General features: G+C 72.3%; 19 protein-coding genes. 5 read left to right on the top strand and 14 right to left on the bottom strand.

Translation table 11 applies throughout. The features are described 5' to 3' along the window. Positions 1 to 4: 4 nt before the first annotated feature. From E1269_RS00715 to E1269_RS00690, 6 genes are all read right to left on the bottom strand, one after another. On the bottom strand, positions 5 to 1,072 hold the full coding sequence (locus E1269_RS00715; RefSeq protein ID WP_131889963.1) for an ABC transporter ATP-binding protein: 1,068 nt from the start codon (positions 1,070 to 1,072) through the stop codon (positions 5 to 7). 42 nt (positions 1,073 to 1,114) lie between these two features. Further along, complete coding sequence (locus E1269_RS00710) at positions 1,115 to 2,281, bottom strand: extracellular solute-binding protein (RefSeq protein WP_131889961.1); 1,167 nt, start codon at positions 2,279 to 2,281, stop codon at positions 1,115 to 1,117. Positions 2,282 to 2,373: 92 nt separating this feature from the next. Then, a complete protein-coding gene (locus E1269_RS00705) occupies positions 2,374 to 2,757 on the bottom strand; it encodes a cupin domain-containing protein (protein WP_131889959.1) in 384 nt (127 codons plus the stop codon). 41 nt (positions 2,758 to 2,798) lie between these two features. Continuing rightward, on the bottom strand, positions 2,799 to 4,442 hold the full coding sequence (locus E1269_RS00700) for a phytoene desaturase family protein (protein ID WP_131889957.1): 1,644 nt from the start codon (positions 4,440 to 4,442) through the stop codon (positions 2,799 to 2,801). A gap of 46 nt (positions 4,443 to 4,488) precedes the next feature. Then, complete coding sequence (locus tag E1269_RS00695) at positions 4,489 to 4,860, bottom strand: nuclear transport factor 2 family protein (RefSeq protein WP_131889955.1); 372 nt, start codon at positions 4,858 to 4,860, stop codon at positions 4,489 to 4,491. A 50-nt stretch (positions 4,861 to 4,910) separates the two neighbouring features. Beyond that, the gene (locus E1269_RS00690; RefSeq protein WP_162606157.1) at positions 4,911 to 5,684 is read right to left on the bottom strand and encodes an IclR family transcriptional regulator; all 774 of its coding nucleotides are present in this window, start codon (positions 5,682 to 5,684) and stop codon (positions 4,911 to 4,913) included. 110 nt (positions 5,685 to 5,794) lie between these two features. On the opposite strand from E1269_RS00690, the gene E1269_RS00685 reads away from it, so the two are divergent. Then, positions 5,795 to 6,889: a PLP-dependent cysteine synthase family protein gene (locus E1269_RS00685; protein ID WP_131889951.1), complete on the top strand. Its 1,095-nt coding sequence runs from the start codon at positions 5,795 to 5,797 to the stop codon at positions 6,887 to 6,889. Here E1269_RS00685 and E1269_RS00680 read toward each other — a convergent pair whose 3' ends face one another. After that, positions 6,890 to 8,236 carry an NAD(P)/FAD-dependent oxidoreductase gene (locus tag E1269_RS00680; protein ID WP_131889949.1) on the bottom strand — a complete coding sequence of 449 codons (1,347 nt, stop codon included), beginning with the start codon at positions 8,234 to 8,236 and terminating at the stop codon, positions 6,890 to 6,892. Between the two features lie 199 nt (positions 8,237 to 8,435). Here E1269_RS00680 and E1269_RS00675 point away from each other — a divergent pair, with 199 nt between their 5' ends. From E1269_RS00675 to E1269_RS00665, 3 genes are read left to right on the top strand one after another with little or no spacing between them, the layout of a single operon-like run. Beyond that, on the top strand, positions 8,436 to 8,693 hold the full coding sequence (locus E1269_RS00675; RefSeq protein ID WP_131889947.1) for a GlsB/YeaQ/YmgE family stress response membrane protein: 258 nt from the start codon (positions 8,436 to 8,438) through the stop codon (positions 8,691 to 8,693). Positions 8,694 to 8,751: 58 nt separating this feature from the next. Next, entirely contained in the window at positions 8,752 to 9,615 is an 864-nt protein-coding gene (locus E1269_RS00670) for a hydroxypyruvate isomerase family protein (protein ID WP_203432660.1), read from the top strand. Further along, entirely contained in the window at positions 9,612 to 10,502 is an 891-nt protein-coding gene (locus E1269_RS00665; protein WP_203432748.1) for a 2-hydroxy-3-oxopropionate reductase, read from the top strand. The genes E1269_RS00670 and E1269_RS00665 overlap by 4 nt, the downstream gene beginning before the upstream one ends. Before the next feature lie 44 nt (positions 10,503 to 10,546). Here E1269_RS00665 and E1269_RS00660 read toward each other — a convergent pair whose 3' ends face one another. Further along, positions 10,547 to 11,107: a TetR/AcrR family transcriptional regulator gene (locus E1269_RS00660; protein WP_131889943.1), complete on the bottom strand. Its 561-nt coding sequence runs from the start codon at positions 11,105 to 11,107 to the stop codon at positions 10,547 to 10,549. A gap of 85 nt (positions 11,108 to 11,192) precedes the next feature. Between E1269_RS00660 and E1269_RS00655 the strand changes: the two genes are divergently transcribed. Continuing rightward, entirely contained in the window at positions 11,193 to 12,161 is a 969-nt protein-coding gene (locus tag E1269_RS00655) for an aldo/keto reductase (protein ID WP_131889941.1), read from the top strand. On the opposite strand, the gene E1269_RS00650 is transcribed toward E1269_RS00655, so the two are convergent. The 6 genes from E1269_RS00650 to E1269_RS00625 all read right to left on the bottom strand — a co-directional run bounded on the left by E1269_RS00650 (position 12,154) and on the right by E1269_RS00625 (position 21,634). Next, entirely contained in the window at positions 12,154 to 13,071 is a 918-nt protein-coding gene (locus E1269_RS00650; protein WP_203432658.1) for a UbiA family prenyltransferase, read from the bottom strand. The genes E1269_RS00655 and E1269_RS00650 overlap by 8 nt on opposite strands. Before the next feature lie 91 nt (positions 13,072 to 13,162). Then, positions 13,163 to 14,893 carry a glycoside hydrolase family 127 protein gene (locus tag E1269_RS00645; RefSeq protein ID WP_131889939.1) on the bottom strand — a complete coding sequence of 577 codons (1,731 nt, stop codon included), beginning with the start codon at positions 14,891 to 14,893 and terminating at the stop codon, positions 13,163 to 13,165. After that, the gene (locus E1269_RS00640) at positions 14,890 to 15,660 is read right to left on the bottom strand and encodes a carbohydrate ABC transporter permease (RefSeq protein WP_131889937.1); all 771 of its coding nucleotides are present in this window, start codon (positions 15,658 to 15,660) and stop codon (positions 14,890 to 14,892) included. Before E1269_RS00640 ends, E1269_RS00645 begins: the two co-directional genes overlap by 4 nt. After that, positions 15,657 to 16,568, bottom strand: a complete 912-nt coding sequence (locus E1269_RS00635; RefSeq protein WP_131889935.1) for a carbohydrate ABC transporter permease — start codon at positions 16,566 to 16,568, stop codon at positions 15,657 to 15,659. Before E1269_RS00635 ends, E1269_RS00640 begins: the two co-directional genes overlap by 4 nt. Further along, positions 16,549 to 17,850, bottom strand: a complete 1,302-nt coding sequence (locus tag E1269_RS00630) for an ABC transporter substrate-binding protein (protein ID WP_131889933.1) — start codon at positions 17,848 to 17,850, stop codon at positions 16,549 to 16,551. Before E1269_RS00630 ends, E1269_RS00635 begins: the two co-directional genes overlap by 20 nt. Positions 17,851 to 17,875: 25 nt before the next feature. Next, entirely contained in the window at positions 17,876 to 21,634 is a 3,759-nt protein-coding gene (locus E1269_RS00625) for a DUF4082 domain-containing protein (protein ID WP_131889932.1), read from the bottom strand. Positions 21,635 to 21,829: the final 195 nt, after the last annotated feature.

Raw genomic sequence — 21,829 nt, 5'->3', positions numbered from 1 at the left:
CCTCTCATGGCGCGTCACCGGCCACGAGTCGGGCCCGGGCGGCGTCCCAGGAGACGAACACCTCCGCTCCCTCGCTCAGGGACTGGCCGCGGTGCTGCAGCGCGAGCACGGTTTGGTCACCAACGCGCACCTGGACGAACGTGTTCACGCCGCGGAACGTGCGGGCCATGACCTTGCCGGTGAGCGCGCCGTCGACCGGCTGTGTCGTGCAGTGGATGTCCTCCGGCCGCAACGACACGAACGTGGGCTCGCCGCCGGCGGGGTCCGCCGACCCGGTGGCGTCGAACTCGTGCGCGGTGCCGGCCAGCCGCACCCGGGCGCCGTCCCCCGCCGGCCGCACGACGTCGACCGGCAGCAGTGACGTCAGGCCCATGAACTCCGCGGTGAAGCGATCTCGCGGCTCGCGGTACAGGCCCTCCGGGCCGCCCTGGTCGGCGATGCGACCGTCGCGCATGACCACGACCCGGTCAGACATCGCCATGGCTTCCTGCTGGTCATGCGTGACGAAGATCGTCGTGACGCCCGTGGCGTGCTGCAGTGCCCGGATCTCCACCTGCATCTGCAGCCGCAGCCGGGCGTCCAGCGCGCCCAGCGGCTCGTCCATGAGCAGCAGTGACGGCCGGACGACCAGCGCCCGGGCCAGTGCGACCCGCTGCTGCTGACCACCGCTGAGCTGGAACGGCAGCCGCTCGCTCAGGTGGGCGATCTGCATCATCTCCAGCGTCTCCATGGCCCGGCGCCGCCGCTCCGGCTGGCGGACCTTGCGGGTGCGCAGCCCGAACTCGACGTTGCGCAGCACGCTCATGTGCGGGAACAGGACCAGGCTTTGGAAGACCATCCCGACGTCGCGGCCCTGCGGCGGGACGTCCGTGACGTCCCGGCCGGCGATCGCGATGCTGCCCTCACTCGGCGCCTGGTAGCCGCCGATGGCGCGCAGCACCGACGTCTTGCCCGAGCCGGACGGGCCGAGCAAGCTGACGAACTCGCCGGACTCGACCCGCAGGTCCAGGCCGTGGACGACGACGTTGCGCCCGTACTCGATCTCCAGTCCCTCGATGACGAGCTCGCTCATGGGAACGACGCTCCTTCCCTCACCGGCGCGCGGCCGGTCCGGTCACGACAGCAGCCCGTTCCAGGCGGTGTTCCAGTCCGCGAGGCTGGGCAGGAACGCCTGGTAGTCCGGGGTGAACAGCGCCGACGGGTCGGCGATCAGCCAGTCGGCGGCGGCCGGGTCGGCGCTGAGTTCATCCAGCGCCGCCTCGGTGGGCGGGGTGCCGGCGATGAACTGCCACAGCGGCACGGTTGCCGCGGCGGCCTCGGCCGACAGGTACTCGTTCATGAACAGCGCGGCGACCTCGGCCTTCTCGGTGCCGTTGACCAGGACGATGTTGTCGGGGTTGAGCAGGTCGGTGTACTGCTGCCCGTCGACGTCCATCTCCCAGCCGGCGTACTCGACCGGCACGCCCTGCTGCTTCAGCGCCAGGCAGCGGCCCTGGACGTTGCCGAGGGTGAGCCACACGTCGCCGGCGGTCATCGCGGAGTCGACGTCACCGGAGGCGTTGAAGAACCCGTACGGGTCCAGCTCGGCCAGCCTGTCGGCGGTGCCCTCGGCGTCGTCCACGGCGAAGCCGAGCGACTGGGCGAACGCCGGCGCGGTGATGAGCCACTGTGACGCGGTGCTGCCGGGCAGCATGACGTGCCCGGCCAGCCGCGGGTCGAACCACGAGTCCGGGGTGGTCGGCGCGGCCAGCCCGAGGTCGGTGAACGTGTCTGCGCGGTAGCAGCTGCCGTAGCGGTACAGCATCGTGGGGATGCCCTGGTCGATGCGCAGGGCATCCGGCACGTCGTCGAGGTTCGGGACGAGGCCGGTGTCGACCTCGGCGACGGCGTCCGCCTGGACCGCCTGCGCCAGGTTGGCGGTGTCCAGCAGCATCATGTCGATGTCCGGCGAGCCGCCGGCGGCCCGGATGCGTGAGATGGCCTGCTGCGGACTCGACTCCAGCCACTCGACCGTGACGCCGGTGCGCTCCTCGAAGTAGGCGCCGAAGCTCTCCGCCCACACGTCGTTGAACGTGCTGGAGTAGCCGGCGACGGTCAGGGTCTCGCCGTCGAAGCGACGGACGTCGGTCGGGTCGCCGCCCGACGACGCGGTGTCGTCACCGGAGTCGCCGGAGCAGGCGGTCGTGAGCAGGGCGATCAGAGCCGCGAACCCGGCGGCGGCACGCCCGGCGGCGCGCCTGGCCGGCGGGCGGCCGAGGTGGTGTGTCGAAGCTGCGTTCATGGGCCGGTACGGGCATCGGGTGCCCGGCCTCCTTCCAAGCGGGTCGGTGATCGGGGTCCGGCGGCGGGCGTCGGATCGGCGGAGCCGCCGACTCACTCCGTCGTCGGGTAGTCCTCCTCGGTGACCTCGTCGCCCCAGTCGACATCCCCGAAGTGGACGGCGAGCTGCGTGACCAGGCCGGTGTCGGTGGCGCCGTGCCAGTGCTCGACGCCGGGCTCGGTCCAGACGACGTCGCCGGGGCCGACGGTGACGAGCTCGCCGCCGCGCTCCTGGATCCATCCCTCGCCCGCGACGGTGTAGATCAGTTGGCCGCCGGGGTGGCTGTGCCAGCGAGTGCGCGACCCGGGCGCGAAGAAGATGGTGATGGCGCGGGTGCCCTCGGCGTCGAGGACGATGTCGGACCACACCTGGCCGGTGGTGGTCGACGAGCGCAGGCCCGACGGCTGGCCGTCGCGCCGTCCTCGTCCGACGTGCATGAAGATCTCCTCTGGTCAGCGGGTGGGATGGACGGCGGCGGTCACGTGATCGAGTCCTCCACCGCTGCCATCGGGTCGGTGTCCGGCCGCGGCAGTCGGGCGTCGGACAGCATGCGGTGGCTGGCGTTGTAGCCGGTGACACCACTCATGAAGTTGCCCGGCCAGGTGCCCACGCCGCACAGGTAGAGGCCCTCCACCGGGGTCCGGTGGTCGGCGCAGCCGGGCATCGGCCGGGAGTCGAAGATCTGGCCGGGGACGATGTCGCCGTGCGCGCCGTTGCCCTCGAGCAGCGCGAACTCGCGCTCCAGGTCCAGTGGTGTGTAGATGTGGTAGTCGTCCAGCACGTCGAGCAGGTTCGGGACGTGCTCCTCCAGGGTGGTGACGACTGCCTTGGCCAGCGCGTCGCCGTGCTCGTCCCAGGTGCCCTCGGCCAGGTGGTACGGGACGCCGCGCACGCTGAGGCTGACGAAGTGGGCGCCCGGCGGCGTCAGCGACGGGTCGATGGCCGAGGAGATGATGCCCGAGATCGTCGGGCGTTCGCTCCAGCGGCCCATGATGGCCTCGTTGTAGGCCTCCTGCAGCACGTCGATGCTCGGCGCGATCCGGAAGTTCGTGGCGAGGAAGAGCTCGTTCTCCTTGTCCGAGCGGGCACAGGCGAACCGCGGCGTGCCGTTCAGCGCCAGGTGCACCTTGGCCGACGACCCCTTCATCGGGATGTCCTCGGCCAGGGCGTACCAGTCGCGGCCGAGCTCGTCGGCGGTGAGCAGCCTGGTCAGGGTCAGCTTCGGGTTCGCATTCGACAGCACCCGCGGTGCCCGGAACTCCCGCCCGTCGGCCAGCGCCACCCCGGTGACCCGGCCGTCGGTGCAGAGGATGCGGACGACCTCCGCGTTCGTCTCGATGCGCACGCCGGCGGCACGGCCGGCCGCGGCCATCGCCTCCGTGATGGCGCCTATCCCGCCCATCGGGGCGGCGTTGCGCATCATGAGGTCGTTCTCGTCGTGGGTGCCGACGCTCTTCATCGACTCCTCCCACAGCGGCCGCTGCAGCAGCAGGTAGCCGCTGCCCGGCGTGCGCGGGCCGACGAAGTTGGTGGCGACGGCGGTGCCGGCGAAGAACGCCTGCAGCTCCGGCGACTCCAGGTGCTCCTCGATGATGTCCGCGACGCTGCCGAACATCACCTTCTGGAACGCCCGCTGCTGTGCCGGGGTCTGGAACCGCTCGGCGACGGCGGCCAGGCTCGGCGCCGGGTCGTAGAACGACACCTGCATCCGCATGGCTACCGACCGGTAGAAGTCCAGCAGCGCGTGGTAGCCGTCCAGGTCGGACTGGCCGTGCGCGAACCGGGCCAGCTCGGCGCGCCGCTTCTCCCGGTCCGGCCACGGCACCAGGGCGCGGCCGTCGGTGAACAGCGTCAGCGACCCGAGCTCGGGGTGGGCGAAGCGCAGCCCGAACCTGTCCAGTCGCATGTCGCCGACGATGCGCGGGTCGAGGCTGTGACTGGAGTTGGCCACGCTGCTGCCGCGGTAGCCGGGGAAGATCTCCTCCGTCACACAGGTGCCGCCGACGATGTCGCGGCGCTCCAGCATGAGCACCGACCAGCCGGCCTGGGCCAGGTACCACGCACCGACGAGACCGCTGTGGCCGGTGCCGATGACGATGGCGTCGTAGCTGTGGTCGTCCATGCTCTCCTGCTTATGGCTCGTCGGTGGGTGGGGCGCGTGCGGTGGCTCAGCCCAGCGGACGGATGTGGCGGGACGCGATGCGCCAGCCGGTGGCCTCCTTGCGAACGGTGTCGGTGTACTCCGCGGCGGTGAGCACGCCGCCGGAGCGCAGCGCCAGGGCCTTCATCCGGCAGGTCGCGGTGGTGGCGTCGACCGGGGTGACGACGACGTTTGTGACGTGGTGGCTGATCGCGGGGTCGGCGATGCCCTTGAACGCCTCGATCAGCGCCGGCAGCCCGTCGGCGACCAGCCGGCCTGGGTTCTCGAAGTGGACGTCGGCGGCGAACACCTCGCCGAGCCGGTCGTACTCGTGCGAGTCCAGCACGTACGCGACGGCCGACATCAGGTCGCGGACGTCGGCGTGGTCGTCGGTCGTCATGGCTTCTCGGGTCACGGTGGTCCTCGCGGTGGTGGGGATGAAGGACGGGGTCAGCGAACGGCCGCGGCGGCGTCGACGGTGGCCGCCACCACCCGGGCGACGTAGTCGTCGCCGTCGCGGGTGGCCGGGACGACGGCGGTGAGCACGCCGATCACCGTGCCGCCGGAACGGACCGGCGCGGCGACGGCCCACGACTCGAGCGTCGACTCGTGGCTGCTGAACGACCACCCGCGGGCGGCGATCTCGGTCAGCTCGCTGCGCAGCTCCGCGACGGTGCGGACGGCCCCGGTGGCGGTGGTGAACGTCTCGTCGGACTCGCGCAGCCCGAACCCGGCCGGCGGTGTCGCCGAGAACGTCAGCAGTGCCTTGCCGGCCGCGCCGAGGTAGACCGGACGCCGCTCTCCGGGCGGGCAGACCCGCCGGACCAGCCGGGTGGACTCCGAGGACTCGATGCACAGGCAGTCGTTCCCGGTGAGCACGAAGAACGCCGCGGTCTCGTCCAGCTGGTCGCGCAGTGTGCGGGTGGCTCTGGCGGCGACGGAGCGGATGCCGGCCCACGGGTCGGTGGCGTAGAGCAGCGACGTCAGCTCCCGGCCCGGCACGTAGGCGCCGTCCTCGCGCTGGGCGACGAAGTCCGCCATCCGCAGCGTGCCCAGCAGGCGGGAGGCGGTGCTGAGGCTGATGCCGGCCGCGGAGGCGAGCTCGGTGAGCGTGCGGCCGTCGCTGCCGAGCGCCGACAGCAGGGACAGGGCGCGGCGCACCGAGCGCACTCCGCCATCCTGCGTCGCCTCTTCGGCTTCCACCTGATGGGAGTCGACTTCCATGTCTTGGGACTGTGCCAGAATGCCGGCGGCGGGGTCAAGGCCCCGGGCAGCACGAAATCGGAACGTCATGTTCATGGAGCGGCTGACGCCGACCGGTTGGAAGGAGGCTCGTGCCGAAGACCACGAGTGAAGATCGCGCCTGGATCGCCGAGGCCGTCCGGCGGGTGGAGGCCGACGCCAACCGCAGCGCCGACACGCACCTGCACACCATCGGCCTGCCCGGCGACCCCGGCGTGGACCTCTACCTCAAGGACGAGTCGGTGCATCCGACCGGCAGCCTCAAGCACCGGCTGGCGCGCTCGCTGTTCCTGTACGCGCTGTGCAACGGCTGGGTGAACCGGACCACCACGATCGTCGAGGCGTCCAGCGGTTCGACCGCGGTGAGCGAGGCGTACTTCGCCGGGCTGATCGGCCTGCCGTTCGTGGCCGTCATGCCGGCGTCGACGAGCCCGGAGAAGATCGCGCTGATCGAATGGTACGGCGGGCGGTGCCACTTCGTGGAGCGTCCGCCGGACATGTACGACGAGGCGGCGCGGCTGGCCGCCGAGTGCGGCGGTCACTACATGGACCAGTTCACCTACGCCGAGCGGGCGACCGACTGGCGCGGCAACAACAACATCGCCGAGTCGATCTTCCAGCAGCTCACCGCCGAGCGGCACCCCATACCCACCTGGATCGTCGTCGGCGCGGGCACCGGCGGCACGTCGGCCACGATCGGCCGCTACGTGCGCTACCGCCGGCACCCGACCAAGGTCTTCGTCGCCGACCCGGAGAACTCGGCGTTCCTCGACGGCTGGCAGCTGGACACCTCGGAATACACCACCGGCATGCCGTCGCGGATCGAGGGCATCGGCCGCCCGCGCATCGAGCCGTCGTTCGTCGGCGGCGTCATCGACGACATGGAGCGGGTACCCGACGCCGCCTCGATCGCGACCATGCGATGGCTGTCCGACCGCATGGGCCGTGCCGTCGGGCCGTCCACCGGCACCAGCGTCTGGAGCGCGTTGCGGCTGGTGGAGCGGATGCGCCGCGACGGCGAGCGAGGCAGCATCGTCAGCCTCCTGTGCGACTCCGGCGACCGGTACGTCAGCACGTGCTTCGACGACGGCTGGCTGGCTGACAAGGGCCTCGACATCGCGCCGTACGCCACCGTCCTGACCGCCTACGACACCACCGGCGCGCTGGACCTCGACGCCGCCCCATGATCATCGCAGCGGGGCGAGGCGCGGCACCTCCGGCGACGAGCTGTCCAGCGGGACGGCGCCCGGGTGGAGCAGGCCCAGCTGCACCGACTGCCGCCCGGTCACCGAGTCCAGCAGCCAGTCGATCGCGGTCCGCACCCGGTTCGCCGGCATCGACAGCAGGTGGTAGCCGCGCGTCACCGCCTTCGCCGGCAGCCCGGACAGCGGGACACGCAGCGGGTTCGCCGCCGCCTGCGTGCCGCCCAGGTCGACGACGAAGCCGAGGTCGTAATGGCGGTACGCGCGCGTCGAGCCGAACCCGAGTGATGCCGCGACGTTGCGACCGGCGAGCGTGCCCTGCCGGCTCGCGTGCTGCGCCGTCATCGCCGTCACCTCGCCGGGGCGGGTGAGGTCGGGGACGGCCGCGGCATCGCCGCACGCGTACACGTCCCGGCAGTCCGGCACAGCCAGGGTCGGACTCACCACGAGCCGGCCCTCGTGCGTAGGTAGGCCCGACCGCTCGACCAGCGGGTCCGGCCGCACCCCGACGCACCACACCAGCGTCCGCGTCGGCACGAACTCCCCGGTGGTGAGCCGGACACCGTCACCGGTCGCCTCCTCGACCGACGTCCCCATCAGCACCTCGACGCCGCGCGACCGCAGCACCCGGTCCGCGGTGCGTGACAGCCGCGGGTCCAGCTCCGGCAGCACCTTCGGCGCGACGTCCAGCAGCTGCCAGCGGATCGGCTGACCGCGCAGCTCGGCGTGGCGCCCGGCCACCACCCGCGTGAACAGCGGACCCTGGGCGGCGACCTCGGTGCCGGTGTAGCCGGCGCCGACGACGACGAACGTGCAGCGCGCGGCCCGTTCGGCGGGGTCGGGGCTGGCCGCGGCGAGTTCGATCTGGCGGATGACGTGGTCGCGCAGGTACAGCGCCTCCGGGATGCCACGGAAGCCGTGCGCGTGCTCGGCCACCCCCGGCACCGGCAGCAGCTTGTTCACGCTGCCGACGGAGAGGATCAGCCGGTCGTAGTCGAGGACGTGTTCTCCGCCTTCCGGGTCGACGTAGTCGACGCGGTGATCGTCCGGGTGCACGTCGGTCACCTCGCCCAGCGCCAGCCGAACACCCGGGAGCGCGGCCGGCAGCGAGGTGGTGATGCGTCTCGGGTCGAGGATCGCGGCCGACACCTCGGGCAGCAGCGGAAGGTAGAGGAAGTAGTCCGTCGGGTTCACCAGGACGATCTCGATGTCGCGCCCCGGCGGTAGCGAGCCGGGCAACGAGCGACGCAGCGAGCGAGCGGCGTTGAACCCGGCGAACCCGCCTCCGACGATCACCACGCGAGCCCTTGGTCGATCCTGCACGGCACTCATCTCCTCCGGTGACGAGGGCGCGGGAGCACCGCGCCTGCTGGTCGCTCAGCCGCGAGGCTTGTACCCATTCGCACCGAAGGTGCTCGCCGTCGCCGCCGTTACCCGGCGTGTATCCGCGCCGAGAACCGCCAGAACGGCCCCACCTGCGAGATGCTGGGTGCAGACCTGGGTACGGACGTGCCCGAGAAGGAGGATCCCCATGATCGGCTTCATCATCGCTGGGCTCATCATCGGCGCGCTCGCGCGACTGATCAAGCCGGGCAAGCAGAACCTGGGCTGGATCGCCACCCTGCTGCTCGGGCTGGCCGGGTCGGTGATCGGCGGGCTGGTGGCCAACCTGATCGGCACCGGCGACATCTTCGAGCTCAACGTCATCGGTTTCATCGTCGCGGTCGTCGCGGCCGTCCTGCTGGTGGGCACCGCCGAGGGCCTGGCAGCGCGGACCAAGAAGGAGTGAGCTCGTTCGACCTGATGATCATCAACGGTTGGCGACGCGGTCACGTCGCCGACCGTTGATGATCACGGGCGGGCCGTCGTCCATAATCGGACGGGTGCCCCCACGTTTCGCCGTGAACTGTTCCATCCTGCTCGCCGACCGCCCGTGGCCGGCGCGGCTCGAAGCCGTAAGCGAGGCCGGCTTCGAGGCGGTCGAGTTCTGGTGGCCGTTCGACACGTCGACCCCGGCGGACGCCGAGGTCGAGGCGTTCGTCGCCGCCGTCCGCGACGCGGGACTGCGGCTGGTCGGACTGAACCTCTATGGCGGTGACCTGCCCGGCGGCGACCGCGGCGTCGTCTCGTGGCCCGGCCGCACCGGCGAGCTGCTGGCCAGCGCGCGCGTCGCGGCGACGATCGGCCAGGAGCTGGGCTGCCGATCCTTCAACGCGCTCTACGGCAACCGGCTGCCCGGCCACGACCCGGCCGAGCAGGACGACGTGGGCGTCCGCGCCCTCGGGCAGGTTGCCGCGGAGCTTGCCGAGATCGGCGCGACGGTGCTGATCGAGCCGGTCAGCGGTGTGGACGCCTACCCGCTGCGTACCGCGGACGACGCCGTCGCCGTCATCGACCGGGTCGCGGCCGAGACCGGCCAGGGCGGCCTCGGCCTGCTGCTCGACGTCTACCATCTGACCGTCAACGGCGACGACGTTTCCGCGGCCATCCGCCGGCACCGCGACCGGATCGCGCACGTGCAGCTCGCCGACGCACCCGGCCGCGGCGCGCCCGGCACCGGCGAGCTGCCGCTGAGGGCATGGGTCGACGAGCTCACGGCCGGCGGCTACGGCGGCTGGTTCGCACTGGAGTACGTGAGCACGGACGCCGACCCGTTCGCTCGGCGAGAGTCCTGGTTCGCATCCGACGACGGAAGAGGCAGCGCCGCATGACGACCATCGCATTCATCGGCCTCGGCGTGATGGGCGGCCCGATGGCCGCCAACCTGGTCACCGCAGGGTTCACCGTCACCGGCTACAACCGCAGCCCCGAGAAAGTGGAACGGCTGGTGGCCGCGGGCGGCCGGGGCGCGGGATCGGTGACCGAGGCCGTGGCCGGCGCGGACGTCGTCATCACCATGCTCCCCGACTCACCCGACGTGCGGGCGGTCATCCTCGGCGACGACGGCGTCGACGGCGTCCTGGCCGCCGCCGCGGCGGGCACGGTCGTCGTCGACATGAGCACCATCCGGCCCGACGTCGCCCGCGAGCTGGCCGCGGCCGGCGCCGAGCGAGGCGTGCCGGTCCTGGACGCACCGGTCAGCGGCGGCGAACAGGGCGCCGTCGACGCCACACTGTCCATCATGGCCGGCGGCGACGAGTCGGCGTTCAATCAGGTGCTGCCGGTGCTCGAGGCGCTCGGCTCGACGGTCGTGCACATGGGGCCGGCGGGGGCGGGCCAGACGGTGAAGGCGGCCAACCAGCTCATCGTCGCCGGCACGCTGGAGCTGGTAGCCGAGGCGCTGGTGTTCCTCGACGCGCACGGAGTCGACCGGGAACGGGCGGTCACCGTCCTGGGCGGCGGCCTGGCCGGCAGCGCCGTCCTGGACCGCAAGGGGCCGGCGATGCTGGCTCGCGACTTCGCGCCGGGGTTCCGGGTGGACCTGCACCACAAGGACCTCGGGATCGTCACCGCCGCCGCGCGTGAGGCAGGAGTGGTCGTCCCCGCCGGCGCGCTGGTGGCGCAGCTGATGGCGTCGCTGCGCGCCCAGGGCCACGGCTCGCTGGACCACAGCGCGCTGCTCCTGCTGGTCGAGCAGCTTTCCCGCCCGCGCCCATGATCATCAACGATCTCAGGTGTCATAGCGCCCGAAATCGTTGATGATCACCGGGAGGCGCCGTCCAGGAACACCGTCGTGATGGCGGCGCCGGCTTGCTCGGCCCCCAGCTGGCCCCGCTCGACCAGCCGCAGCCCCCGCTCGAGCAGGCCGGTGAACATCTCGAACAGGACCTCGGCGGGCAGATCGGTGCGCAGCTCGCCGTCGGCGACGCCGCGGCGCAGCAGGGCACGCACCGGCTCGGCCACGGCGCGATCGAACTCGGCGGGGTCGTCGACGTAGGTTTTCCCGACGTGGACGACGGCGGCGTACCTGGCCCCGGCGGCGATGAACGCGCGGGATGCCCGGGCCACGCCCTCACGCAGCGGCACCGTGTCGAGGGACGCGTCGGCGATACGTACGCTGAGCTCCTCGAACGCGGCTCGGGTCAGGCCGAGTAGCAGAGCCTCGCGGGTCGGGAAGTAGCGGTACAGCGTGGCCCGGCCGACGCCGGCGGCCCGGGCGATCTCGGCCATGCTGGCCGCGTCGCCGCGCTCGGCGAGCACCGACGCCGCGGTGTCGAGGATGCCCGCCGCGATGCGATCGCGCAGGGCCGGGTGCCGGACCATGCGCCCATCCTACGCACGTCTCATTGTCAGATGACCGTGTCTTGTGTTGAGATAGCTATGTCTCATCATTGGACGGAGGGTCATCATGGTCACGACGCGACGGCTGGGCCGCACGGACTTCGAGATCACCCCGATCGGGCTGGGCTGCCTGCCGTTCGGCGGCCCGGGGGTCACCGACCGGTTCTACGCCACCATCACGCAGCCGGTTGCCACCGAGATCGTCCGCGCCGCCCTCGCCGGTGGCATCACCTGGTTCGACACCGCCGAGATGTACGGCAAGGGCCACTGCGAGCGCACCTTGACCACGGCCCTGCGCGAGCACGGCATCGAGCCGGGCCGGGTCACCATCGCCACCAAGTGGACGCCGCTGCTGCGCCGGGCGTCCAGCATCGGCCGCACCATCGGCGCCCGGCACGCCGCGCTGCAGGGCTACCCCGTCGACCTCCATCAGATCCACATGCCGCACGGCGGTTTTTCGTCCATCGCCAGCCAGGTGCGCACGATGGCCGAGCTGCGCGCGGCGGGGAAGATCGGCGCGATCGGGGTGAGCAACTTCTCCGCGGCGCAGATGGAGCGGGCCCACCAGGTGCTGCGCGAGTACGGTCTGCCGCTCGCCTCGAACCAGGTCCAGATCAACTTCGTCGAGCGCGGCATCGAGCGTGAGGGCGTCCTGGAAGCCGCGCGCCGGTTGGGCGTGACGCTGATCGCGATGTCACCGTTGCGCACCGGCCTGTTCACCGGCGCGTTCCACGACGACCCCAGCCGCCTGACCTCGATGCGCCGCATCCGCCGCCGGCTGGCCGGGTTCAACGCCAGGACCCTCGCACGCACCGCCCCGCTGATCGACGAGTTGCGCGCCATCGGCACCGCGTACGGCGCCACCGTCGGCCAGGTCGCGCTGAGCTGGCTGACCACGTTCTACGGCGACACCGTCGTGGCGATCCCGGGCGCGTCCAAGCCCCGGCACGCCGCGGAGAGCGCGGCCGCGATGGACCTGCGGCTGACGGAGAAGGAGCTGGACCGCCTCGACGAGCTGTCCCGCGGGCTCAGCTGACGACGCCGGTGTAGGTCAGCACGAACGTCACGCTGGGCACCAGGAACAGCACCGCCACGGCGACGATGCCGCGGAAGGTCTGCTCGGCACGGACCAGCCGGTGATACGCGACGATCAGCAGCGGCACCAGGACCATCACCATCGGCAGCATGGTGCGCGGGAGGACGGTGCCGGTGGCGGCCATGACCAGCGACAGCAGCGCGGCCGCGGTCCACAGCGCCAGCCCCAGCAGGTACGTCCGCCGCGGGCCCAGCCGGACCGCGACCGTCGTGTACCCGCTGATGCGGTCAGCGCGCAGGTCGGCCAGCGTCGTGGGCAGGTAGAGCGCGGCGCCGACCAGCGTCCCGAGCACGGCCATCGCCCACGGGAAGGCGTCGAGCGGCCGCACCATCGCCCACCCGGCCAGCTGCCCCACCGTCCCGAGTGCCAGCGCGTTGACCGCGACGTCGGCGCCCGGCCGCGTCTTCAGCCGCAGCGGCGGGGCGCTGTAGGCCCACCCCACGACGACGACGGCGAGCGTCCCGGCCGCGAACAGCGGTCCGACCGCGAACGCCACGGCGACCGCGAGCGCCCCGGACCCGGCCGCGATCCGCCTCGCCGCCCTGGCCGAGATGCGGCCGCTGGTCAGCGGCGACCCGGCCTTGCGCGGGTTGAGGAGGTCGCCGCGCAGGTCGTTGGCGTCGTTCACGGCCAGCACGGACACCCACACCAGCGGCCCGATCACGACGGCGCCGACCGCCAGCGTCGGCAGCTGCTCCACGGTCGGCAGCATCCGCCGGGTGGCCAGCACGAAGCCCAGGTAATACGGCACGAGCGAGACGAACCAGAACCACGGCCGGCCGATCGCGAGAACGTCGCCGACGACCTGACGGGGCGCGGACCACAGCCGGACATTCGTATCGCGTGCCATGCCACCGATGCTTCCGGCCGGCGCCACCGCGCCGCCTCCCTCGCACGGGGGATCGGCGACCGGGACGTACCCCGTGCGAGGGGTCGGTGCGTCAGTGGCCGTGCAGCCCCGGCCGCTCGTACCGCAGCCCGCCGAACCACGCCCGCACCGCCCGGTCGTTGCGGGCCCGGTCGGCACCGGCCAGCGGCGCCAGCCGGAGCGAGGCGTGGAAGCTGTCGTGGCCGCTCACCGTCGCCAGCTCGCGGCCGTCGTCGTCGCGTGCCAGCGCCGGCTGTTCGCGCGGGTGCACCAGGAACCGGCCGCGCAGCACGTCCTCGGTGTCGTTGTCGGCGGCGCCGGCGGCCAGCAGGAGCGGTCCGCGGAACACCGCGACCGGCCGGTCGGAGAGGTCCGGTGCCGGCAGCGTCGTGTTGGCGAACGGCGGGACCATCGGCGTGCCAGCGACCGAGAACCACTCGTGCTGACGCAGGCGGAGCGTCACCCGGCTCCCCGGCGGCGGAGCCGGCAGCCGCACCCACCCGCCGGCGGCGTCGGCACGCACCGGCTCGCCGTCCACCCGCAGCTCGGCGACGGACGCCGTCGGGGGCACCCGCAGCCACAGGCCGCCAGCGCGCAGCGCCCGGCCGGCCGTCACCGTGACGACGTCGTCGTACGGGTAGTCCCCGGTCACCTCCACGACCGTGGCGCCGTCGTCGTCGTGCCTGGTCGTGGCGATGGGAACGTGCAGGCGCACGGCGTCGTCGTCGACGGTGACGGCGCGCTCGGCCAGGTGGTGCAGCGCGCGCAGCCCGTGGAACGTGCAGCACCACCACGCTTCCGGCGCGTAGTCGCTCACCAGCACGCCGCTCTCACCGGACAGCGTCTCGCAGCCGAAGTGGCCGGACGCGCGCTGGGTGTGCAGCAGCGCGTTGACCGCCGCCACAACCGCCCGGTCCAGCAGCGCCTCCTCGCCGGTCAGCTCGTGGAGCCGCAGGTTCAGCATCACCCAGTCCGCGATGCCGCAGCCCTCGGTGTTGACGTCCCACGGCAGCGAGACGCTCTCGGGCACGCCGCCGTGCGGCAGCTGGTACCGGTCGGCGACCACCTCGACCCGGGCGAGCGCGTCCTGCACCAGATGATCCGCACCGGTCAGCCGCCCGACCTCGACCTGCCCGCGCAGGGCCAGCAGGTAGCCGTGCATGTGGGCCCGCTCGACGTCCTCCGGCAGCGCCTCGGCCAGGGCCAGTGCCGCGTCCAGGGCGGCGTCCGCGGCCGGCTCGGAGCCGGCGGCCGCTGCGTACCTGGCCAGGGGCAGCACGACGGAGAACGGATCCAGCCGGAACTTCTGCCGGCCGGCGGCGCCCACCCATCGGCCCCACGCGGTCGTCCGGGCGGCGATCGCCACGGCCAGCTGCGCGGTGGCGTGCTCCAGCGTGCCGGTCAGCCGGTCCGGCGCCCACGACCGCGCGGACAGCAGCCCGTCGAGCAGCCGGCCGTGGCCCCACGCGCTGCCCTGATCGACCTGGGTCGACAGCGCCGGCGGGCCGAACAGGCCGTCCGGCTGCTGCGCGCCGAGCACCGCGGCGAGCACGGCCGCCGCCTTGTCCCGGTCGACCGCCAGGCCCATGGCCAGGGCGGCGTCGACGGCGTCGAGGTAGCGGCCGGACAGGTCGCCGCGGTAGTCCTGGAACAGCCGCGACGACCCGGCCGCCCACACGACGTCCTGCGTGACCAGCTCGACGGAGTACGGCGTCGACCGGGCGAGCTGGGCCGCGGCCGCCGCGACGTGCTCGCTCAGCGGCCCACCGAGATGGGTCGAGACCGGTCCTGGTGCCAGTGTCACTTGATCGCTCCTGCCGTCAGTCCGCGTTCGAAGGTGCGTTGCATGAGTCCGTAGAGCACGACGACCGGCAGCTGGATCAGCACCAGGGCCGCGAAGATCTTGGGCACGTCCACGAAGAACTCCAGCTGGAAGCTGGCCGGGACCACCGTGACCGTCCGCATGTCCGGCGACACCATGAACATCAGCGCCAGCAGGAACTCGTTCCAGGAGTTCAGGAACGTCCAGATGCCGACCATCACCAGCGCCGGCGCCGTCAGCGGGAGGTACACCCGGACGAACGCCCGCCAGGTGCCGGCACCGTCGACGACGGCGGCCTCGAGCAGCTCGTCGGGCAGGCTGTCGTAAGTGTTGCGCAGGATCACCAGCGCGAACGGCAGCGACAGGGCGGCGTACGGCATGAACAGACCCTGGTAGGTGCTCTGCCAGCCCAGCGCCGTCTCGAGCTCGGTCAGCGGCACGAGGATCGCCGCCACCGGGATCATCAGGCCGGTGAGCACGAGCACGTACAGTGCGGTGCGCCCGGGGAAGCGGAGCTTGCTGAACGCGAAGGCCGCCACGGACCCCAGCGCGAGCACCAGCACCACCGTCACGGCGGTGACGACGGCGCTGTTGAGCAGGTAGCGCCCGAGGCCCTGCTGCCGGAGCACCGCCGCGTAGTTGTCCAGGCCGCCGTCGCGCAGCGACACCGTCACCAGTTGGGCCAGCGGGAGCATCCACAGCACCGTGACGGCCGCCGCGAGCAGCAGGGCGAGCCGGCCGGATCTCACCGTCGGTCCTCCTTCAGGTAGCGCCGCAGCTGCAGCACGGTCACGATCAACGCCAGCACGAACACCGCGGTGCCCAGCGCCGCGGCCCGTCCGTCGCGCCCGTTGAGCAGCGTGGAGAACAGCAGCGTCGTCGGGGTCTCGCTGGCGTGGTCGGGCCCGCCCCCGGTCAGCACGTAGACCAGGTCGAAGGCCTTGAGCGTGCCGATCACGCCGAGGATCAGCAGGGCGTAGTGCGCCGGGCGCAGCAGGGGTGCCACCACGTACCGGACCACCTGCCACCGCGAGGCACCGTCGAGCGCGGCGGCCTCCAGCACCTCGTCGTCCAGGCCGGTGATCGCGGCCTGGTAGATCGCCATCGAGAAGCCGGTCCACATCCACACGTTGACGGCGGCGACCACCGGCAGCGCGGTGGCCGGGTCGGCGAGCCAGGGGTGGGCCAGTGCGTCCAGGCCGATGGCGCGCAGCGTGGAGTTGACCGAGCCGTTCGTGGTCTCCAGCAGGTCGGCGAAGAGATAGCCGACGACGACCGGCGTCAGCACGACGGGGAGGAACAGCAGGGTCCGCAGCAGCGCCCGGCCGGCACCGCGCCCGCGCAGCGCCACGGCCAGCAGCAGCCCGAGCGCCATCTGGACCGGGACGGTGAGGACGCCGAACAGCACCACGTTGCGGAAGGCGAGCCGGCTGGCCCGCGTCTCGAGCAGCCACCGGAAGTTGTCCAGGCCGACGAAGCTCAGCGTCGGGTCGAGCTCGCTGTTGCCGAGGAAGCTGGTCTGCAGGTTCTTCGCGACCGGCCAGGCGACGAACACGCCGAAGAGCAGGACGGCGGGCGCGACGTACAGCAGTCCTTTCGCGCCGCGCCGCCACCCCGCCTCGACGACGGCCGCGCGCTCAGGCGGACTCGGCCGCATCCTGGACCCGTCCGGCCGCCTCGTCCGGGCTGGCCGAACCGGCCGCGACCGCCACCAGCGCCTGCCCCAACGCCTCGGCCACCGTCGGCGACGGCACCTGGCGGTAGCCGGCCAGCCGCTCGTCGATCATGGTGACGATCGAGGCGCGCGGCTGGGCCGCCGGCTCGGGCAATGCACTGGGCTCGCGGGCCTGCGCGGTCACGGGGAAGTCGAGGAACGTGTCCATGAGGATCTGGCTGCCGTCGCCGCGGCTCAGGTACTCGGCCAGCCGGTAGGCCGCGCCCTTGTTCTCGCTGGCCTTGTTGACCACGACGATGCCGCTGACGTCGCCGGTGATGGGAGCGCCGTCGTCGCCGAACGGGAACGGGACGGCGTCGATGTCGTACCCGCCGACCCGGTCCAGCGAGTTGGCGTACATGTCCAGGTTCCAGCTGCCGTTGGCGAAGAACGCGGCCTGGCCCTGCGTGAACAGGTCGTACGCGTCGTTGTAGGTGGCCGCGCCGACCGCGCCCTCCTGGAACACGCCGTCGGCGAACAGCTGGCTCCAGGCCTCGAACGCCTCCACCAGACCCGGCGCCGTCCACTCCCCGGAGCCCTCCATGGCCGCGTAGAGCGCGTCGGCGTCGATGTCGGCGGCCAGTGCCAGGTAGTAGTCGGTGACCTGCCAGGCGTCCTTGCCGCCCAGGGCGATCGGGGCGATGCCCTGTGCCGCGAGGGCGTCGGCCGCCGCGACGAGGTCGTCGTAGGTCTGCGGCACCTCGACGCCGGCCTGCGCGAGCACGGTCCGGTTCACCCAGAGGAAGCCGGCCACGCCGTACCCGACCGGCAGGCCCAGCGTGGCGTCGTCGACCTGCCCGCGCGAGAGGGCCTCCGGCGCATACTCCTCGGCCCAGCCGTCGCCGCCGGCGGCTTCGGCGTAGTCGTCCAGCGGCTCCATGTACTGCCGGAACTGGTTGAACATCGCACCCGGCGACACCACGAACACGTCCGGCCCCCCGCCGGCGCGCAGCTGGGTCTGCAGCGACGTCTGGTAGTCCGCGATCGGCGCGAGCGCGCTGGTCACCTCGACGTCGGGGTTCTCCTCGGCGAACCCGGCGACGACGGCGTCGAACGTCTCCTGGGTGGGTGTCCAGGACTCGTACCGGATGGTGCCGGTGGCCGGCGCGGTCACCTCCGCCACCGCGGCGGTGTCGCTGCCACCGTCGTCGCCGCCACCTCCGCCGCCGCAGGCGGCCAGCAGCCCGGCGGTGCCGAGCGTCGCGATCGTCAGTCTGAGTCTCACTGTTGCTCCTCGCGTTCGGTGCCGGTCACGTGTCGTAACCGACTGAGTCCAGGTCGAAGTAGAGGCGGTAGTTCTCGCCGTCGACGTTCACGACGTAGGTGACGTCGATGCGGGTCACCTCGTCGCGGTGCTCCCAGCCCGAGACGTCGACCGTGGCCCGGTTCCAGACGTTGGCCTCGTACTCCGTGGTCGCGGAGATGCTCTCGGTGCCGCTGTGCAGGGTGACGGTGACCTCGTAGCTGTCCGGGGTCAGCGGCCACGCTCCCCAGCTGTTGACGTGGGCATACACCGTCGACGCGGCGGACAGGTCGAGTGGTTCGGCCGGCTCCACCGAGATGGTGCGCGGGTCCGCGCCGATCATCGGGCCGCCGTCGAACTCCAGCAGGTGGCTGCCGGCGTACGGCACGCCGGGGCCGTTGGCCGTGCTCGGCACGGCGCGGACGCTCACGACGCCCGGTCCGCCCTGCCAGCCCTGGGTGGTGCCGTCGTCGAAGTCGTAGAGGAGGTTCGCGACCGAGACCGTGACGGTCCGGCTGGACGTCAGCCCGTCCGGGCCGGTGGCCGTGAAGGCCAGCGGCACGTCCGCCGTCGGCGCGTCGGGCGCCACCCGCACGGTGACAGGGACGGTGACGCTGGCCGGTTCGCCCTCGGTGGGCACCGTGAACGGCACCGGCTCGGCCGACCAGCCGGCCGGCAGCCGTGCGGCCACCGTTCCGTCGACCCCGTCGGCCGCCTGACCCCACACGGTGACGTCGAACGTGATCTCCTCGCCCGAGCGGGCCCGGACGGAGCGCGGCTCGGCCAGCGCCTGGATCCAGGGTTCCTCGTCGCCGACCTGCCGGTAGCCGAAGGTCACCGGCCCGAACGCGGTGGCGCCCTCGGCCGCGACCGCGAAGTCGCGCCCGGACACCGCCCCGAGCACCGTGACACCGTCGCCGGCCGTCACCGTACCGCCGGCGTCATGCCAGGCGTCGCCGCCTCGGGTCTCGGAGCTGACGACGTAGTACAGCCCGGGCCGGAGGGTGACCGGCTCGGACAGCGCGGCGGACACGAAGCCGTCGGCGTCGGGCCGGCCGCTCAGGTCGACGGCCGCCGACGCGACGATCCGGCCCTCGACGTCGACGATCTTCACGCGGTGGACGTCCTCGTTGCCCTCGGCCTTGAACCGGCCGAGGCTGGTGACCTCCACCGGGTGCGGGCCGACGGCCACTCGCATGCCGACCTGGTCGTAGCCGTCCGAGCGCAGCGGCGCTCCGTCGGCGTCGTAGTCCTCCACCGCCGGGCCGGATCCGCTCGGGTCGGCGGTTTCGGGCGCGGTGCAGGTCAGGCAGCGCGCCCACAGCGGGCCGCGGGAACCGGCCGGCAGCTCGGCCTCGACGGTGCCGGCGGCGTCGGCGGTGACCGTTCGCGCACGACCCGGGCCGAGCAGCACCCGGTACTCCTCGCCCGGCGTCTGGTTCTGCCAGCGCACGGTGACCGGCGTGGGCAGCTCGCCGCGCACGGAGATCTGGTACGACAGCGGGTCGGCGTAGGTGACCGTCAGCGGGACCTGCCGCCAGGTGTAGTGCACCGACGACCCGCTCATCGCGTCGGTGAGGTACGGCGCCAGCACCAGCCGGTCGTGCTCGGGCTGCAGGCCGTAGCCGTAGTGGTAGAGCCCCCACGCCGGCATCACCGTCGTGGGGAACCAGACCCCCGACGCGGTGCTGCTCAGCGGGTTGTCACGGTCCCACGCCGTCGCACCGTGGAACCCGTCGGCCTGGTAGCGCAACAGGAAGCTCGCAACCGCGGTCTGCAGCACCTGCGGATCGTCCAGCAGCGGCAGCCCGGCGTAGTAGTCGCCGTCCGGAGCGCCGTACCACCCCCCGTTCTCCCCGCCCTTGCCGGCCGTCCGCGCGATCGCGTCCTCGACGTAGAGGTCACGGACGTTCATGGGGTGCAGGTCGTGGTTGTGCTCGGCGTTATGTGCCTCGATGGCCCGGACGATCGCCAGCATGCGGTCGCGGTCGGTGATGTCGGTCTTCAGTACGGCCGCGTTGACCGGCAGGTAGAGGGCGTCCTGGTTGCCCGTGCCGTACAGGAACGTGTTCGTCTCGGGCGACCAGAAGCCGCCGTCGGCGACGTCGCGGTTGAAGTGGGTTCGGATCGTGTCGGCCAGCGCGGTCAGCTCGCCGGCGCGGGCCTCGTCGCCGAGCACCTCGCGCTCCAGCTCCGCCCACCGCGTCAGCGCGTCGTAGAGCAGGACCGTTGTGTAGCCGTTGAATTCCCCCGTCGAGCTCTCCCAGTAATCGTTGTCGTAGTCGGCCTCGCTCAGGTCCGGCTTGACGTTTCGGACGAACCGGGTGGCCGGCTCGGTCCATCGGGTGACGAGGTGGTCCAGGGCGCGGTCGACGCTTTGCTCCATCGACGCCAGCCAGTCCCCGTCGCCGGAGAGCTCGTACGCCTTGGCCACGCCCAGCGCGTAGCCGGACACCTGGTCGCCGTAGTCGTGGCCCCAGGTGGAGCCGAAGCCCGGGTAGCAGCAGATGACCCGCCCCGACGGCTCGATCAGGTGGTCGCGGATGTCTTCGAGCCCGGCCTGGAACGCGCCGATGGAGCCGGCCTCCGGGAACAGCTCCAGCAGCTGCCCGATCCAGTGCATCTCCAGCGGCGGGACCTCCGACTGCAGCTGCGGCTGCTCGGTCGAGGCGCCCTTGTCGACGTCCTGCATCATCCAGCGCGCGTAGTCGTTGACCGCCGCGCTGAGAGCGTCCTCGTCGACCCCCTCCAGCTCGCCCAGGTCGTAGTAGTCCTCGTGGTCGGCAACCCCGAGCTCGAGAGTGACCTCGTCCACCTGGCCGGCCGTCACCGGCACCGGCTGGAAGACCGGCGAGCCGTCCTTGGTGGTCTGGTAGCCGTAACCCAGCGGGTTCGGCCCCGCGTAGCGCAGGCCGCCGGCGGCCGTCGCCACCGCGGCGTTCAGCACCGCCCCGGCGTCCTCCCCCGAGCGCCAGAGCTCCGTGGCACGGCCGGAGTCGACGCCGTCGCGGGCGGTCCGGCCGGTGACGGTCAGTGCGGTCTCGGTCGTGGCGCTGAGCAGATCGAACGACACCTGCTCCTTCGACGTGCGGATGTTGGTGTCGAGGTTGTCGCCGCCGGCCAGCCAGCTCTCCTGGTAGCTGTCGACCAGGTGCCCGCCGACGGGGAAGTTGCCGCCGTCGCCCGGCCAGCGGATCTGCTCGACGGCGCCGTCGGCGAACGTGAGCGCCGGCGTGCCCTGCTCGATCAGGCTGGTGTCGGCGGCGTAGGTCCGCCGCAACGTGAAGTCGAGGGCGTCGGCGCTGACGGCGAACGTCCAGGACTCGGCGGCCAGCTCGGTGGTGAACCGCACCTCGACCGTGGCGCCGTCGACCGCGACCTCCGGGTCGGCCGCGAGCTCAAGCGAGGTGACCTCGCCACCGTCCGCCGTCAGGCTGGAGTGCAGGCCCCGCGCGTGGTCGAGCTGCTCGTGACCGTCGACGGTGAGGCTGCGGACGACGGCGCCACCGTCGACGTCGAGGACGGCGCAGTACCGCTCGCCGCACATGGTGACCGTCCCGGCGCCCTCGTCCTGCTCGACCGACCAGCCCGCGGTGGACGCGGCGGCGGTGGCGGTGGCCGGGCCCGACGTCGTCGCGGCGCCCACCGGCGTCGTGCCGGCCAGCGTGGCGAGCACGGCGCCGGCAGCGACGAGTGCGGAAAGCAGGCGACGCGACGACGTGGTGTGGCCGGGCCTGCGGTGCGGGCGATGCGTACCGGGCGTCATGGCACCTCTCCTGTCGGTGGGATCAGGTTGCGAGCCGCGCTGCGAAGTATTGAACCGTTTTTACTGCCGCGAAGCTAACGCCTCGCCGCAGGCCCGTCAACACCGGTTCTCGCCGCGCTCCTCGGCACCGCGCCGCAACGTTCGCGCTGACCAGGGCAGTCACCGGCCACGGAAACATGGCACAATGCGTCTATC

Origin of the sequence: Jiangella asiatica (genome assembly GCF_004349065.1) — a bacterium.
In the GTDB taxonomy this organism is placed as follows: domain Bacteria; phylum Actinomycetota; class Actinomycetes; order Jiangellales; family Jiangellaceae; genus Jiangella; species Jiangella asiatica.
This window is presented reverse-complemented; position numbering and strand designations above follow the sequence as displayed.

Coding starts and splice junctions, on each gene's coding strand:
- E1269_RS00715 (WP_131889963.1), bottom strand. CDS start 1,072: ATGAGCGAGCTCGTCATCGAGGGACTGGAGATCGAGTACGGGCGCAAC.
- E1269_RS00710 (WP_131889961.1), bottom strand. CDS start 2,281: ATGAACGCAGCTTCGACACACCACCTCGGCCGCCCGCCGGCCAGGCGC.
- E1269_RS00705 (WP_131889959.1), bottom strand. CDS start 2,757: ATGCACGTCGGACGAGGACGGCGCGACGGCCAGCCGTCGGGCCTGCGC.
- E1269_RS00700 (WP_131889957.1), bottom strand. CDS start 4,442: ATGGACGACCACAGCTACGACGCCATCGTCATCGGCACCGGCCACAGC.
- E1269_RS00695 (WP_131889955.1), bottom strand. CDS start 4,860: ATGACGACCGACGACCACGCCGACGTCCGCGACCTGATGTCGGCCGTC.
- E1269_RS00690 (WP_162606157.1), bottom strand. CDS start 5,684: ATGGAAGTCGACTCCCATCAGGTGGAAGCCGAAGAGGCGACGCAGGAT.
- E1269_RS00680 (WP_131889949.1), bottom strand. CDS start 8,236: ATGAGTGCCGTGCAGGATCGACCAAGGGCTCGCGTGGTGATCGTCGGA.
- E1269_RS00675 (WP_131889947.1), top strand. CDS start 8,436: ATGATCGGCTTCATCATCGCTGGGCTCATCATCGGCGCGCTCGCGCGA.
- E1269_RS00670 (WP_203432660.1), top strand. CDS start 8,752: ATGATCACGGGCGGGCCGTCGTCCATAATCGGACGGGTGCCCCCACGT.
- E1269_RS00665 (WP_203432748.1), top strand. CDS start 9,612: ATGACGACCATCGCATTCATCGGCCTCGGCGTGATGGGCGGCCCGATG.
- E1269_RS00660 (WP_131889943.1), bottom strand. CDS start 11,107: ATGGTCCGGCACCCGGCCCTGCGCGATCGCATCGCGGCGGGCATCCTC.
- E1269_RS00655 (WP_131889941.1), top strand. CDS start 11,193: ATGGTCACGACGCGACGGCTGGGCCGCACGGACTTCGAGATCACCCCG.
- E1269_RS00650 (WP_203432658.1), bottom strand. CDS start 13,071: ATGGCACGCGATACGAATGTCCGGCTGTGGTCCGCGCCCCGTCAGGTC.
- E1269_RS00635 (WP_131889935.1), bottom strand. CDS start 16,568: ATGCGGCCGAGTCCGCCTGAGCGCGCGGCCGTCGTCGAGGCGGGGTGG.
- E1269_RS00625 (WP_131889932.1), bottom strand. CDS start 21,634: ATGACGCCCGGTACGCATCGCCCGCACCGCAGGCCCGGCCACACCACG.